The following is a 15,072-nucleotide window of genomic DNA, read 5'->3' as shown; positions in this document are numbered from 1 at the left end:
TGAGCCTCGAACGTATTCTCCCCGGCTCGGGATTGGGATCACGAGCCCGGCAGGGCGGCGAGGCGTTTCGTTTTGTCTATGAGCATCGAGCGGACGATGTCGTCGCTGGGGTCGAGTTCGAGGGCGCGGCGGAGGGAAGAAATCGACGCGGCGAGCGACTTCCTGACACCCGCAAGGTCGTCTCGCTTCCAAGCGTTTTTTGACTCCTGCAGGTGGGCTTCGCTCATGAGTCGATAAGCGCTCGGATCGGTGGGAAACTCGCGGAGCAAGCGGTCCGCTAGCGCTCGAAAGAACTGGGCCGACCGATCGGCGCGGTCGAGCCGAGCCGTGGCACGTTGGCGACTCGCGAAGATGGATAGCCCGCGGTTAATTGCGTCGAATATCGAATGCTTTGTGTATTCGTTCACTTTGGGCAAGCCAAGGAGCTTGGCGAGCTGCTCACTTTCCTTCATGACAAGTTCGGGGTCGTCGGTCAGGAGTTCGCAGGCCGCGACGTAGTGACGTAATTCGCGGTCCATCCAGGATTGGAGCCCAAGTTCCCGGGCGACCCGGTTCCAGTAGGAATCGTTGCTTTCGTCAAGGCGTAAGGCGGCGAGCGAGGGCACCAGTCGGCGCAACGCCGTCCAATCGCCGCGATCGGCGAGCAGGCAGGCCCGGAACAATACCACGTCGGAGCGTTTCGCATCCACCGCCCCGGTGCGGATCGCCGTCTCTACGCGCTCATTCAGCGCCCGGTCCCAGGCGATTCGGTGCTCGTCTCGCCCCGCGACGGTGGGAAGCTGAAGGTAGGCGTCGGAGAGTCTCAGCGCGAAGGTCGTCCAGTACGGGTGGAAGGTCCGCAGGTCCGGAAGAATACCCGGATGTCCAAGCAGCAACGCCGCAGCCTGATCGCGGCCCGCGAGCGCCTCGATCGGGTGTTGATCGTCGATGGCGAATTCACCGGCTTGAAACAGGGCGTTGATGTTTTCTATGAGAAAACGAATATCGGTCGGCGCGGCCTGATGGGCCCTTCGCGCCAGCTCGAGACGCTCGACGACCAGGGCTCGCGCTTCCGCCCGTCCCCCGCCTTTTTTCAGGCTCGCGGCGATCTGGCCGTCGATCTCGCTCATCATGTTGAGGAGTTCGGGATGGCGGCTCCCGATGGAGTCGACCTTCGCGATCTGCTCCCTGATCAGGGCGCCAATCTGTTTCAACTCGTCGCCGGGACGGCCGGGGTGCCCGTAATACCTTTGAAGCAGGATGCCGCCGAGCTGACCCATGACAATGGAGGCGGCTTCGAGGTTCAACTCGGCGGCTTGGCGGGCCGCGCGCTCTCGGCGGAGGGTGTGAATGATCCCGCCGAAGGCCGCCGCCACGGTCAGGACGAGGGTCAGGCAGAGGGCGGCGACGACCGGGTTGCGGCGGCAGAGGCGGGCGGTCCGCTCGGCGAGCGACGCGGGGCGCGCCTGGATCGGGCGGCGGTCGAGCCAGCGTCGCAGATCGTCGGCCACGGCCGCGGCGGTGGCGTAGCGCCGAGAGGGGGTTTTCTCCAGGCACTTGAGGGCGATCGTCTCCAGGTCGCGCGGAATCCTCGGGTTCAGACGTCGAGGATGGACCGGGTCCGCGTGACGGACCATTTCCATCGTTTCGTGGTGCGTCGCCCCGCGGAACGGGGGGCGGCCGGTCAGCAGCTCGTAAAGCACCGCGCCGAGGGCGTAGACGTCGGCCCCGGGGCCGATCTTGCCGCGGTGGGGGGCCGTCTGCTCGGGCGCCATGTAACTGGGCGTGCCTCGGGGACCGTCCAGGCTGGTCTCGGGCGTCGCCAGGTCCTCGTGCGAGAGCGACAGGCCGAAGTCGCTGATCTTGGGGACGACATCCTCCCAGGGCGCATCGGGCTGGCCGTCGAGTAGGATGTTGCCCGGCTTCAGGTCCAGGTGCAGGAAGCCCTCGGCGTGGATATGCGCCACGGCGCGGGCCGACGTCTCCAGCAACTCGGCCGCCGTCCGGGCCGGCAAGGGTTCGGTGAGCCGATCCTTGAGCGAGCCTCCGGGGACGTACTCGAAGGCGAGGAAGAACCAGCGGCCCTCCTCGCCGTAGTCGTAGAGCGTGACGACGTTGGGGTGTCGCACGCTTGAGACCGCCTGGGCCTCACGGATCCAGCGGCGACGGTCGTCCGGGCCGTCGCTGGGGAAGGCCGACTGGGGCATCAGCTTCAGGGCGATGAGCCGATTCTGGCCCGCCTTCCGGGCCAGGTAGACGCCCCCCCAGTTGCCGCAGCCCAGCTCGCGCTCGATCTCGAAGCCGGAGACTTCGGGGAGCTTGCCATCGTAATTCGCCAGCCAGTCCGCCATGAATCGTCCCGTCGTCGAGGTTTGCTCCACGATCGCTTTCAACTGAGCCTGGCAGCGCGGGCATGCCTCGATATGTCGCTCGATCTCGTAGGAGTCGGCGGGTTCGAGGTCGTCGTCGTCACCCAGCCGGCGCAAGGAATCGTCGGAATGACAGAACGACATGGCGGCGATCACTCCCAAATGGTTCTCGCGACGTTCAACGCGCCACGGGTGGTTCCGACGTTCGCTCCCCTTCCTCGCGCAGCCGCCCGCGCATCCGCTGCGTGGCCTTGTAGGCGGCGGCGAGGCTGATTCCGAGATGGGCCGCGACGTCTTCCATATTCCACAGGTAGACGTCCGCCAGCCAGAACGCTTCCCAAGTGCTCGGCTCGACCCGCGCCCGCACGTCGGCCTGGATTCTCGCCGCCTTGGCGAACAGCAATTCGAGCGTACCGCCGTCTGTTCCCGCCGCCGTCCGGCTCGGGATCGGCTCGTCGTCAACGAGCGACGAGTCGGGATCAGCGCGTGAGGCCGTCATCCACTCGTCCAGGTTCTCGATTCGATGCTTCTTGTTGAGCCTCAGAAAGCTCATGGCCTTGTTCCGGCAGACGATCCAGAGCCACCCCCGGAACGATCGCCCGGGGTCGTAGCGGAACCGCCGCAGTCGTGTGGCCAGTTCGATCCAGGTCTCCTGACGGACCTCGTCGGCGTCGGCGTCGGTCAGCCCATGGTAGGCGCAACAGCGGCGAATCAACGGGTCGTGACGCCGCAGCAACTCAACCCAGGCGTCGTGATTGCTCCAGTCGGCGCCGAGCTCCAGGAGGGCGGGGTTGGTCGAGCCTTCGTTGACGTGAAGCATCGGGCGGCGTCTCCGTCTCGGGGTGATCGAAACCGGTGACTTCCCTGCAGCGGCTTGTCCCTGGCGTCGTCGTGCAGGCCATCGCCTCGACGGACGAACGTCGATTCCATTCGTGTTGATCGAATGCGTTCAGGCTACCACGCCGTCGTGACCGCGGCAATCCCGCACGTCGCCGAATCGCCTTAAATTGTTTCGATAACATCGAGAGGCGCGTACGCGAAGCGAGTCGGAATAGGCCGCGGATTCACCGAGGACAAGGCGTCGCCGAGCCGGCGACGTTCTCGTGCGGCCGTCGGCCCAGTTGCTTCGACGAGTCGCTCTCCGACCTGCTCCGCGAGGTGATCGGCGTCATGTCATGCGGTGGGAAAACCACGATAGAGAGGCCCCGGCTGCTTTTGCGAATCGTCGTGATGCGTTTTGGTGAGCGGGTGTCATTTCATGGTCAGGGACGTGTATTCATCGCAGAGAGCCTGATAGCCAACCCTCATTCATGCGTGCCCTGCAGCGGCTGTTCTGCTTTCGTGCAGCTTCCAACTCATGGTTTCCCTCCTTGATCCTGTCTGGAGATCCGACTCATGTCATCGCATCTTTTCCGAAGCATTGGTTTCGCGGCGGCTCTAGCTTGCTTGACTTCCCCGGCCGTCGGGCTCGCCGCGGTGGTCACGGGGACGGATACGGGGGTCTTCGTCAATCCCGTGCCATCGTCTGGGGTGACGGTGACCGGCGTTGGGACCAGCCATGTCACCTATGGCGTTGGTAGTGACAGCCTTCCGAACTCGCTGACCTACGCGGCGGTCGGTTCGATCTCGTCCACGACGGAGACGCCGTTCAAGCTAGGGACACTGACGTACTTCAATGGAACGACCGTGTCAAACACGACGCCCGACCAGATCAGCCTGCAGATCTCACTCAACCTTACCCAACCGGGCGCGGTCAACCAGAACTTCAACTTCGCCCTGAATCTGGTGTCAACGCCGAATACGAGTGATCCGGATGCCAGTGCGGATTACGTTTACTTCCCGTCCTCATTCTCGTCCACGACGTTCATGTCGGAAGGGGTGACGTATACGCTCCGAGTGCTCGGATTCGAGAACGTGGTCGGCGACGGCTTCCTCGATTCGAACAGCAGCCAACTCCACGTCCGTGAGCAAGGGACGGCGTCCGCGGACTTGTACGGCGTGGTGACGACGGATACGTCCGGCGTCGTGCCCGAGCCCGCCTCGATCGTCTCGGCCGCCGTCGCCTGCGTGTTCGGCCTCGCCGGGCTGTCCAGGCGTGCTCGGAACGCGGCCCGCGCCTGATCGCGGTCCAGCCGGCCGCTCTGTCCTGACCGCACATCAAGCGATTGTCGCGCGATGAGATCAAAATGAGGTAGACGGCCCGCGGCGAATGATTCGCCGCGGGCCGATTTCGTTCCCCTCATCCGTGATCTAGCGCGAGCCGCTCGCAGTTGCAATCGCGATCGAGAGGCACGCGGCGGACGGGGCCGGGCTCGAACATCGTCGCGACGTGGCGTCTCAGGCAGGTAGGTTACGTCCGGGCCGGCGAGGGGACGTCGCCCTCTGCTCGATCGACGTCCAAGGGGCCCGTCGCATCCACGACGGGCCCACCGGTGTTGGGATTGCGCCGTCGTTACTTCTTGCTGCCATTGCCGACCTGGGCTTTCGCTGTGTTGCCGACCCTGATCTGCCGGGGTTTGGCCGCCTCCGACTTGGGGAGAGTCAGAGTCAGGACGCCGTTCTCGTAATCGGCCCGTGCCTTTTCCGAATCGACCGGCGTGGAAAGCGCCACGGATCGCTGGAACGAGCCGTACCTCCGCTCGCGGAGGTGCCAGTGCTCGCCCTTCTTCTCCTCCTCGGCTTTGCTGTCGCCGCGGATCGTCAAGGTATCGCCATGGACGGTGATCTGAACGTCGTCGGGCTTGACTCCCGGCAGAGACGCCTTGATCACGAAGTCATTTTCCGTCTCAGTGACGTCGAGCGGCAGCGTGGCCGCACTGGGCAGGCCCATGCCGCCGGGACGCACGAAACTCTCCTGGAGCAGCGAGTTCATCGCGTCGCGGAGACTGATGGTCTCGCGGAACGGATCCCAACGTTCGATCGACATGGTTCTTCTCCTTTCTCCTCTCGGGCGAAGTCGTCAACGCTCCTTAGCCGTCCCTTCGAACGAGGATTCCGACCAAAGGTGGGTGCGAGGTCCCGGTGCCGTAAATCACGTTCCACAAGGTAAATCGCCGGAGACCGGAAGCGTTCGAGGCGGCGGCCCGTGGATCGCCGGCCTATCAGCCGCTTCCGAAAGACCATAAAAGCAAAGTGCGCGCCAATGCACTCTGGTTCTTTTCTAAATCAGATCTCACAGGGAGTTTCGACGGGAGTGGTCTGAAAATAGGCCGAAAAGCCTGCCATGTTGACAGCCTTGGCCCGCACGAATTTGTCGGGCGATAGGGGCTCCTCGGCACCTACGATCGGGCGTTGACGAAGTTGTAAGCCCTCCTTCGTCACAGTAGTCGTTCAACTACGCTCGAAGACCGATTCCTTCGGCGGCTGGTAGTGGACGGCCAGGTGGGGCGTGTCGAGTGGCGCGTGGCCTTTGAGCTTGGATTCGAGGCAGCTTTCGAGGATGCCGCTGACGAGCATGGTGCGTTCGACGGGGTAGTCGGCCCGGCCGGTCTCGAACATGGTCGAAACGTGGTTCATGAGGCACGCGGAGTAGGCGACGTTCGGATTCGGCGGGAGGAGGAACTGGGTCGAGAGGATTTCGGGGCGTCCCTTGACCTTCACAGCGAGGTTGTAGTCGGCCAGCGCGCCGTCGAGCATCAGGAGGGTGGCTTTCACGCCGTCGGCGTAGTCGATGAAGTAGGCGGCCGGATTGGCGACGATCCGCTTGATCTCGTTCCCTTCGGCGAGGTTCTGAGTGCGGCCGTCCTCGACCGTCAGGCCCTTGAGGGAGTCGGATCGCGAGAGCGCGGCTTCGAGCAGCTTTCGCGACCATCGCCCCTGGTCGGCGGCCCGCCAGACGGCGTCGCCTTCGATCAACTGGACGCGCTTGACGCCGGTTTCGCCCCCTTTGCGGCGTTCGAGGACGCACTGCATTGCTTCGAGTGCGTGGAAGTCCATCGGGTCGGAGCCGCCGACGCCGATCATGAGGGCGTCTTCGACTTCCGCGCCCTTCGGCAGGTCGACGCTCGGCCGGCGCCAGGTGACCGGCAGCGACGAGCCGGCGAGAAACGGGAAGCCGAGCCGACGCGCGAGCGACACCATCGTCTTCGCCTTCTCGAAGCTGTACGACAGGTGCTTGTCGTTGAAGATCGGTGCTACGCGGCCGTCGGCCTCGTAGACGTCGACGATCTGGCGGAAGAAGTCGTAGCGCGGGTAGAGGATCTGCCCCTTGTCGTTGCGCGGGTAGTCGCCGTGCTCGCCGATGACAAGGACGCCGTCGACCGCCAGCTTGTCGCCGCCGACCCGGACGGCCTCGGCGATGGTCGGGTAGACCTTGAAGCCGAAGCTCTTGGCGCGCTCCGCGCTCTGGTCGTCCTTGGGCTTCTGATCGATGTACAGCGCGACCACATCGATCGGCGGCTTGCGCCAGGAGCCTTCGTGGGGGTAGCCAACGAGGAAGCGGTCGCCCATATGCTGGGCGTGAGACAGGTACTTCCAGACCGTGGTGACGATCGCGATCTTCTTGCGGGCGCCCGGCGCCGATGCGGCCTGGCTGCTGGTCGTTCGGCTTCGCATCGCGTCAGCTCCTCATGAACTGCGATTCCCGGGGCGGTTGGTAGGCGATCGTGCGGAGGTGGGGCGTGTCGAGCCGCGTCTGGCCGCTCGCGAGCAGGTCGACGGCCGTGCAAAGGACTCCCGACGTCAGCAGCGTCCGCTCAACGGGGTAGGGGGTCTTGCCGGTCAGGAACATCGACTCGCAGTAGTAGGCCAACGGGCTGAAGAAGTTCGGCAGGGTCTGGCCGGGCGCGAGGCCGGGGAGGTTCAACTGGGTGGAGAGGGTCGAGCCGCCTTCAAGCCGGATCGCGACGGTGAAGTCGTAAACCAGGCCCGACATCATGAACAGGTTGCCGATCAGACCGTCGTTGTAAGTGATCCGGTAGAGAATTGGGTCGCGGACCAAGGCCGGCAACTGGCTGGTGTCGGGGAAGGCGTTGCCGTAGCCGGGCAGGGGAGAGGAGAGCCGGAAGCTACGGCAGAGGCAGGCGTCGAACAGCTCGCGGGTCCGGGTCTTCGAACCGTCGGACTTCTCGGCGAGGAACTTCCAGACCGCGTCGCCCCGGAACGCCTCGACGGCCGACACGCCGGTCTCGCCTCCCTTGCGACGCTCGACCATGCACTGGAGCGATTCGAGCCCGTGGAAGTCGTAGCTGTCGACCCCGCCGTAGCCGATGCAGACGCCCTCCTCGATCTTCGCGTCGAGCGGCGCTTCAACCTCGGGAATCCGCCAGGTGATCGGCAGCGAAGAGCCGGCCAGGAACGGGAAATCCAGCTCGCGGGCCTGATCGACCATCGAGCGGCACCACTCCCAGTTCCACGACAGGTGCTTGTCGTTGAACACCGGCGCCGTCTTACCGGTCTTCCTGTAGACCTCGACGATCTGCTGGAAGAACGGGTAGCGCGGATAGAGCCTGTGCCCCTTGGCGTCGCGCGGGTACGTGCCGTGCTCGCCGATCAGCATCACGCCGTCGACCGCCAGCGAATCGGTCCCCCTCGTGAGCGCCTCGGCGATCGTGGGATAAACCTTCAAGCCGGGGTGACGCGCCAGCCGCTCGTCGGTCAGGTCGCCCTTCGGCCGCTGGTCGACGTACATCGAGACGACGTCGACCGCCGGATGATGCCAGCCCCCTTGCCAGCCGTAGCCGTCCATCAACCGGTCAATGATCCCCTGACCGTGCGACCCCTTGCGGTACTCGGTCACGACCGCCGCGATCCGCGGTCGCGATTTCGGCTTCGGCTGCTCCACCGCCGCCTCACGCGTCCGGCCGGCCCCGATCGTCCCGACGGCCATCGCCGCCACCGCCGACCGCCTCGTGCAATCCGTCACCGACTCTCGTGGTTCCGTTGTCATGACATCGACCTCGATGGCGAAACGGCTGTTTGAGAGATGTATAACATTTGCGACCGTCGGTGTCCAGGTTCGGGAGAGAACCGAAAGGCGGGCGTGGTCGCAACCGCTCGGGCCGGTCGACGTCACGACGCCAGCGTCGAGGCTTCCTGAGCCGGGCGGCGGCGGGTAAGCTATTCTCGAATGAGGCTGCGGGCCAGGGACGGGGCCTCGATTTGAGACTTGATGTACGGGAGATGGTTCATGCGAGACCGCGAAACGAACACGCGCCGGGATTTCTTCAAGTCGGCGGCGGCCGCCTCGACGGCCTTCACGTTGCTTTCTCGGAATGAGGACGCAACGGCGGCGGGGCCCAACGACAAGGTGCGGATCGCGACGATCGGCATGGGGATCATCGGGTTCATCGACACCGATTGCGCGCTCAAGGTGCCGGGCGTCGAGCTGGTCGCGGCGGCCGACCTTTACGAAGGCCGGCGGAAGCACGTCAAGGAGCGGTACGGCGACCGGGTCGACACCTACGTCGACTACCGCGAAATCCTCGCCCGCAAGGACGTCGACGCCGTCTTGCTCTGCGTGCCGGACCACTGGCATTCGAAGATGTCGATCGATGCGATGAAGGCGGGCAAGGCGGTCTACTGCGAGAAGCCGATGGTCCGCACGGTCGAGGAAGGGCCGGAGGTCATCCGCGTCCAGCAGGAGACGAAGGCCGTCTTCCAGGTCGGCAGCCAGTACGCCAGCTCGATCGTCTTCGACAAGCTCAAGGAGATGGTGGCTGCCGGCGCGATCGGCAAGGTGAACGTCGTCGAGGCGCGGTTCAACCGCAACTCGTCGCTCGGCGCCTGGCAGTACACGCAGCCGACCGACGCCTCGCCCGAGACGGTCGACTGGGACCGGTTCCTCGGCAGCGCCCCCAAGCGGCCGTTCGACGCCACCCGGTTCTTCCGGTGGCGGAACTACCAGGACTACGGCACGGCCGTGGCTGGCGACCTGTTCGTCCACCTGCTGACCGGCGTCCACCACGCCACCGGCTCGCTCGGCCCGAACAAGGTCGCGGCGATGGGCGGGCTCCGCTACTGGGACGACGGCCGCGACGTCTACGACGTGATCCTCGGCCTGCTCGACTACCCGGCGACCGACGCGCACCCGAGCTTCACGCTCTCGCTCCAGTGCGACTTCGAGGACGGCGGCGGCGACGCCACGGCCTTCCGGTTCGTCGGCGACGAAGGAGTGATCTCCGTCGGCTTCGACGCGCTCGAACTCAAGCGCGTGGGCGTCACCTGGCCGACCCCCGAGCAAGAGCTGAAGGGCTATAACTCGGTCCAGACGTTCTCGAAGGCCCAGCAGGAAGCGATCGCCGCGAAGCTGGCCTCGGAGCCGACCAAGGCCCCCAAGACCTCGGGCTACAAGGGCGTCGAGAGGTACCAGGCGCCGGCCGGCTACGACGCCCGCTACGACCACTTCGTCAAGTTCTTCCGCTCGGTCCGCGAAGCCCAGCCGGTCTATGAAGACGCCGTCTTCGGCTACCGCGCCGCCGCCCCTGCGCTGCTGTGCAACAACAGCTACTTCCAGGGCAAGATGCTCGGCTGGGACCCGATCAAGATGCAAGTGACGTCGTAATCGCGGCGACATCGCGCGGCTTGCCTAGCGCTCGCGATCATCATCAAAGTAGCCTGTCACGAGCATACCTTCTCCCCTTGCGGGAGAAGGTGGCCGAAGGCCGGATGAGGGGTGATCGTCATCGGAATTCTCTCGAAGGCCAAGGCGATCGAACACCCCTCATCCGCCGCTGCGCGGCACCTTCTCCCGCAAGGGGACGAAGGTGCCGCGCAGCGGCCCGACTGCTCATAGGAGATGGGATCATGACAAGGCTTGTCCGGTCTTTCTGTGGCGTCTTCCTGATCGGAGTTCTGGCTCGCACCGGGGTCGCGGAGGACGGCGCCGAGAAGCGGCCGCGTCCCAACATGGTGGGGGCGTACGGGCCCTGGCTTTCGGAGAAGGTGCTCGGCGACGGCCCAGCGAAGCTCTCGTTTCGGACGGGAAAGTGGAAGACGCTCGACGAGTGGCGCAAAGCGGCGCGGGAGCGAGCATGGGAGCGGATCGCGCCGGTCGATCAGGGAGGCAAGCCCGAGGTCCGGGTCGAGTCGACGCACGAGTTCGACGGCCTGCAGATCGAGCGGCTCTCGTGGCAGCTTCCCGGCGGACCGAGGACCGAGGCGGTCTTCCTCAAGCCGGTCGGCGCCAAGGGGCCGCTGCCGGCGATCCTGGGGCTCCACGATCACGGCGGCAACAAGTTCCTGGGCTGGCGCAAGATCGTCCGGATCGGCGACGAGCCGACGGAGATCGTCGTCGCCCACCAAAAGGAGTACTACGGAGGCGTCGCCTGGGCGAATGAGATCGCCAAGCGCGGTTACGCCGTCTTGGTCCACGACACGTTTCCGTTCGGCAGCCGCCGTGTTCGCGTGGCCGACGTCTCCCCGCGCGTCCGTGAGGATGGCATCGACCCCGAGCCGAACGACGCGCAGGGCGTCAAGCGGTACAACAAGTTCGCGAGCGCTCATGAAGACGTCATGGAGAAGAGCCTCGTCAGCGCCGGCACCACCTGGCCCGGCGTCTACGTCGTCGAGGACCAGCGCGCTTTGGACGTCCTATGCGCCCGGCCCGAAGTCGACCCCAAGCGCGTCGGCTGCGCCGGGCTGTCGGGGGGAGGGATGCGCACCGTCTTCCTCGGCGGCCTGGACGATCGCATCCGCTGCGCGATCGCCGTCGGGTTCATGACGACCTGGCGCGACTTCCTCCTGGATAAATGCTATACGCACACCTGGATGGCCTACGTCCCGCTGCTGCCGCGCGACCTGGACTTCCCCGAGATCCTCGCCCTCCGCGCCCCCGCCCCCACGATGGTCCTCAATTGCAACGAGGACGGGCTCTACACACTCCCCGAGATGCATCGCGCCGACGCGATCCTCCGCGAGACCTTCGAAAGAGGGGGCGCGGCCGACGCCTATCGCTGCAACTTCTACACGGGCGGGCACAAGTTCGACCTCGAGATGCAGAACGACGCGTTCGCCTGGTTCGATCGGCATCTGAAAAACCGCCCGTGACGCGCGGCTCCGTGCGAGCCTCGGAGAGATTCTACTCGGCGAACAACTCGCCCACTGGCCCTCGACGACGAGCCGTCCTATGGTTTGTCAGGGGCTTCAAGTTTTCACGAGCCGGCTCGCCTCATCGGACTCAGGTCTGTTGGGAGCGCCTGTTCGCTCTGCCCCTCGATCCTCGGCTTCTGATGTGGAGTGAAACGACGTGACGCGATCCGACGACGGCTTGGGACGGACGATCATAACATGGTTCGGCGCGGCCTGGTTCGCCTCGGCGGGACTTGCCGGCGTCTCGGCTGGCGCCGGCGTGCCGGCCAAGGTGACCTTCACCGAGCACGTCGCGCCGATCGTCTTCGAGAACTGCGCCGGGTGTCATCGTCCCGACCAGGGGGCGCCGTTCACGCTGCTCTCGTATCGCGACGTGCAGAAGCGAGGCGAGTTTCTCCGGGGCGTGATCGCGAACCGGGAGATGCCTCCCTGGCCCCCGGCGCACGGCTGGGGACGGCTGCAGGACGAGCGACGGCTCAGCGACGACCAGATCGCGACCTTCGACCGCTGGGTCGAGACGGGGATGGAGGAGGGGCCCGCCGACAAGCTGCCGAAGCTCCCCCCGTTCGTCGAAAGGGGCTGGACTCTGGGCGAGCCCGACATGATCGTCACTCTTCCCGAGGCGTTCGACGTGCCGGCCGACGGGCCGGACATCTACCGGATGTTCGTCCTGCCGCTCAACCTCTCGACCGACCAGTGGGTGACGGCCGTCGAGATCCACCCGACCGCGCGGTCGGTGGTCCATCACGCGCTTTACTTCCTCGACGACACCGGCGCCGCGCGTAAGCTCGACGAGGCCGACTCCAAGCCGGGCTTCGGCAAGATGAGTTTTCCTCGCACCGGGACGCTCGGCGGCTGGGCGCTCGGCGCGACGACGCGACGCCTGCCGATGGGACTTGCGTACCCGCTCTCCAAGGGCTCGGACCTGGTCGTCCAGATCCATTTCCATCCCTCGGGCAAAGCCGAACGCGAGCGCGCCAGCTTCGGTCTGTACTTCGCCAAGGAGAAGCCCAAGAAGCGGTTGATGGGTTTTCAGGCGCCGACGGCCTTCGGGCTGGGGACCGAGCTGCGCACCCGCGGCATTCAGCCGGGCGAGAAGGATTTCACGATCCACGGCGAGTGGACCGCGCCGTTCGACGTCGACCTCGTGTCGGTCGGCGGCCACGCGCACTACCGCTGCAAGTCGATGAAGGCCGTCGTTAAACTGCCCGACGGCCGCGAGGAAAAACTGTTCGCCATCGACGACTGGGATTTCCGCTGGCAAGGGCGGTACAACTACGCCGAGCCGGTACGACTCGCGAAGGGTTCGGTCGTCCGCACGACCCTCGTCTACGACAACTCGGCCGACAACCCCCGCAACCCGTCGATCCCGCCGATCCTCGTCCGCTGGGGCGAAGGCACGAACGACGAGATGGGGTCGGTCAACTTCGCCTTCGTGGCCGTCGACGAGGCGAACGCCGCGAGCTATCGCGGAGCCAGGATGGGCGGCGGTAGCGCCGGCGGCGGCGGTTTCCGGAATCTTGGCCCCGCCCAGCGGCTTGCGATGTTCCGCCTGCTGGACGCCGATCGCGACGGCAAACTCAAGGGCGACGAAATCCCCGAGCGAATGCGTGCTTTCATGGACCTGATCGACGTCAACCACGACGGCGCGATCAGCCGCGAGGAAGTGGAGAGCCTGCCGTCGGCCACGAGCCGCTAGGGATCGAACTCTCTCTAATGCGAAGCGGAAACCGAATTCCGGCCACGGCTGTATTGCCGCGGTGAACAGCCCATAACCCTCTTGAACGCGGTGCTGAAGGCGCTGTCGGATTCGTAGCCGAGCGAGAGTGAGATGACCGAAATGGAATCGCTGGAGTTCGCCAGCCGGTCCCCGGCCAGGAGCATTCGCCAGCGCGTCAGGTAATCAATGGGCGTCGCACCAACGGATTCCTTGAATTTCTGGGCGAAGCTCGATCGCGACATCCCGACGCGTCGAGCCAGCTCCTGCAAGGTCCAAGGATGCGCGGGATCGTCGTGCATCGAGTGGATTGCCACGCTCATTTGTTGATCTGCCAGCGCGAAGAGCCAGCCAACGCTCCCTCTCAACCCTTCCGCAAGATGCGCCCGCAGGGCCTGGACCAGCATCATGAGGGCGAGGTGTTGCACGACCAGAAACCCGCCCGGCTGCGGGTCGCGCAGCTCCTGCATCATCCGCTCCATGGACCAACGCAACGCCGACTTATCCGATTCTTTTTTGATATGCACGATCGGCGGGAGCATTCCCAGCAGGATGCCGGCGTGTTGGCCTTCAAGGCCGAAGAAGCCACCGACAGCAAAGACGTCGCCTCCTCCATTCCAGGAGGCGACGCCGCCATTCAGCGGTCTCGAAAGAATCGTCTTGAAGTCGACGGGCGGCAAGGTCAGGTCGCTCGCAAGGCGGAAAGGCCGTCCCAGCGGCAGCAGGAAGCAATCTCCCGCCTTCAGGTGCACCGCTTCGGGAACCCCCTCCACGGAAAGCCGGCATTGGCCGGAAACCACGGCGTAGCATTTGATGCCTTCGTGCTGGGGAAACTGGAATGACCAGTCTCCACCCACATCGAAGCCCCCACACATCGAGTTGCGTGGTTTCAGAAGCGACAGCACGCCTGAGAGCGGGTCCATGGGGCACTCCTGGACGATCGCGAAGATAAATTGGACTCTAAAGCATAGATCGTATCAGGTCGGTCGCCTACCCTTTGATCAAGGGAATGAGAGTACGTACTTGAATCAAGGAGAAGTCCTGATGCGTGTTTTCGTGACTGGAGCCACCGGTTTTGTCGGCTCGGCCGTCGTTCAGGAACTCATCGGCGCGGGGCACAAGGTGCTCGGGCTCACTCGTTCGGATGAGGGTGCCGCGTCTCTCGCCACCGTCGGGGCCGAAGTGCATCGAGGAGATATTGAGGACCTGGAAAGCCTGCGGAGGGGGGCGGCCATGTCGGAGGGAGTGATTCACACCGCCTTCAACCACGACTTCTCGAAATTCAAAGAGAACTGCGAGGCGGACAGGCGTGCGATTGAGGCCCTCGGCGGCGCGCTCGCGGGCTCGAACCGCCCTCTGATCGTCACCTCCGGGCTGTTCGCCACACCAGGCCGCCTCATGACAGAGGACGATGCGCCTCCTTCCAACTCTGCGTTTCCCCGCGTTTCAGAGCAGACGGCGATGCCGATGGTGTCGCTGGGTGTGCGCGTGTCGGTGGTGCGCCTGCCGCAGGTCCATGACACGGTCAAGCAAGGCCTCGTCACTTACGCGATCGCCCTGGCTCGCGAGAAGGGCGTCTCGGCTTATGTCGGCGACGGGCTCAACCGGTGGCCCGCAGTTCACCTTCTCGACGCCGCGCCCCTCTACAGGCTGGCGCTTGAGAAGGGATCTGCCGGGGCGAGGTATCACGCGGTCGCCGAAGAGGGTGTGCCCGTTCGAGAGATCGCGGAAGCAATCGGCCGGGGCTTGAAGATTCCGGTCGTCTCCAGGTCCCCCGAGGAGGCTTCCGGTCATTTTGGCTGGCTCGGGGGCTTCGCTGGGATGGACGGTCCGGCTTCAAGCGCCCTGACCCAGCAACGGCTGGGATGGAGGCCGACACAGAAGCCTGGGCTCATCGACGATCTCGACCAGATGCGCTATTTCAGAGATTGAAGGTGTAGGATCAGGAGTGCATCAAGCCGTCGACTCAGGGCCGCCGAC

The 15,072-nt window shown here is 65.0% G+C and carries 11 protein-coding genes; 5 read left to right on the top strand and 6 right to left on the bottom strand.

Features of this window, described 5'->3' with window-relative positions:
• Positions 1–38: 38 nt before the first annotated feature.
• Both BSF38_RS05545 and BSF38_RS05540 read right to left on the bottom strand, forming a co-directional pair.
• Positions 39–2,492, bottom strand: a complete 2,454-nt coding sequence (locus BSF38_RS05545; protein WP_145951985.1) for a serine/threonine-protein kinase — start codon at positions 2,490–2,492, stop codon at positions 39–41.
• 34 nt (positions 2,493–2,526) lie between these two features.
• A complete protein-coding gene (locus BSF38_RS05540; protein ID WP_076343823.1) occupies positions 2,527–3,168 on the bottom strand; it encodes an RNA polymerase sigma factor in 642 nt (213 codons plus the stop codon).
• A 575-nt stretch (positions 3,169–3,743) separates the two neighbouring features.
• On the opposite strand from BSF38_RS05540, the gene BSF38_RS05535 reads away from it, so the two are divergent.
• Positions 3,744–4,469 (top strand): choice-of-anchor K domain-containing protein, encoded by a 726-nt coding sequence (locus BSF38_RS05535; protein ID WP_145951984.1) that lies wholly within the window; start codon positions 3,744–3,746, stop codon positions 4,467–4,469.
• 331 nt (positions 4,470–4,800) lie between these two features.
• Here the strand turns inward: BSF38_RS05535 and BSF38_RS05530 are convergent, their stop codons facing one another.
• From BSF38_RS05530 to BSF38_RS05520, 3 genes are all read right to left on the bottom strand, one after another.
• A complete protein-coding gene (locus BSF38_RS05530; RefSeq protein ID WP_076343821.1) occupies positions 4,801–5,274 on the bottom strand; it encodes an Hsp20/alpha crystallin family protein in 474 nt (157 codons plus the stop codon).
• Between the two features lie 404 nt (positions 5,275–5,678).
• The gene (locus BSF38_RS05525) at positions 5,679–6,902 is read right to left on the bottom strand and encodes a hypothetical protein (protein ID WP_076343820.1); all 1,224 of its coding nucleotides are present in this window, start codon (positions 6,900–6,902) and stop codon (positions 5,679–5,681) included.
• Positions 6,903–6,906: 4 nt separating this feature from the next.
• Positions 6,907–8,235: a hypothetical protein gene (locus BSF38_RS05520; protein WP_076343819.1), complete on the bottom strand. Its 1,329-nt coding sequence runs from the start codon at positions 8,233–8,235 to the stop codon at positions 6,907–6,909.
• 240 nt (positions 8,236–8,475) lie between these two features.
• Between BSF38_RS05520 and BSF38_RS05515 the strand changes: the two genes are divergently transcribed.
• From BSF38_RS05515 to BSF38_RS05505, 3 genes are all read left to right on the top strand, one after another.
• The gene (locus tag BSF38_RS05515; protein WP_076350612.1) at positions 8,476–9,849 is read left to right on the top strand and encodes a Gfo/Idh/MocA family protein; all 1,374 of its coding nucleotides are present in this window, start codon (positions 8,476–8,478) and stop codon (positions 9,847–9,849) included.
• A 242-nt stretch (positions 9,850–10,091) separates the two neighbouring features.
• Entirely contained in the window at positions 10,092–11,333 is a 1,242-nt protein-coding gene (locus BSF38_RS05510) for an alpha/beta hydrolase family protein (RefSeq protein WP_145951983.1), read from the top strand.
• 199 nt (positions 11,334–11,532) lie between these two features.
• Entirely contained in the window at positions 11,533–13,074 is a 1,542-nt protein-coding gene (locus BSF38_RS05505) for an EF-hand domain-containing protein (protein WP_076343818.1), read from the top strand.
• A 14-nt stretch (positions 13,075–13,088) separates the two neighbouring features.
• On the opposite strand, the gene BSF38_RS05500 is transcribed toward BSF38_RS05505, so the two are convergent.
• Entirely contained in the window at positions 13,089–14,015 is a 927-nt protein-coding gene (locus tag BSF38_RS05500) for an AraC family transcriptional regulator (protein WP_076343817.1), read from the bottom strand.
• Between the two features lie 121 nt (positions 14,016–14,136).
• On the opposite strand from BSF38_RS05500, the gene BSF38_RS05495 reads away from it, so the two are divergent.
• On the top strand, positions 14,137–15,024 hold the full coding sequence (locus BSF38_RS05495) for an SDR family oxidoreductase (protein ID WP_076343816.1): 888 nt from the start codon (positions 14,137–14,139) through the stop codon (positions 15,022–15,024).
• The last annotated feature ends 48 nt before the right edge of the window (positions 15,025–15,072 follow it).

This window comes from Paludisphaera borealis (assembly GCF_001956985.1).
Taxonomy (GTDB): Bacteria; Planctomycetota; Planctomycetia; order Isosphaerales; family Isosphaeraceae; genus Paludisphaera; species Paludisphaera borealis.
The sequence above is the reverse complement of the archived record's forward strand: the minus strand, read 5'-3'. Positions and strand labels throughout refer to the sequence as shown.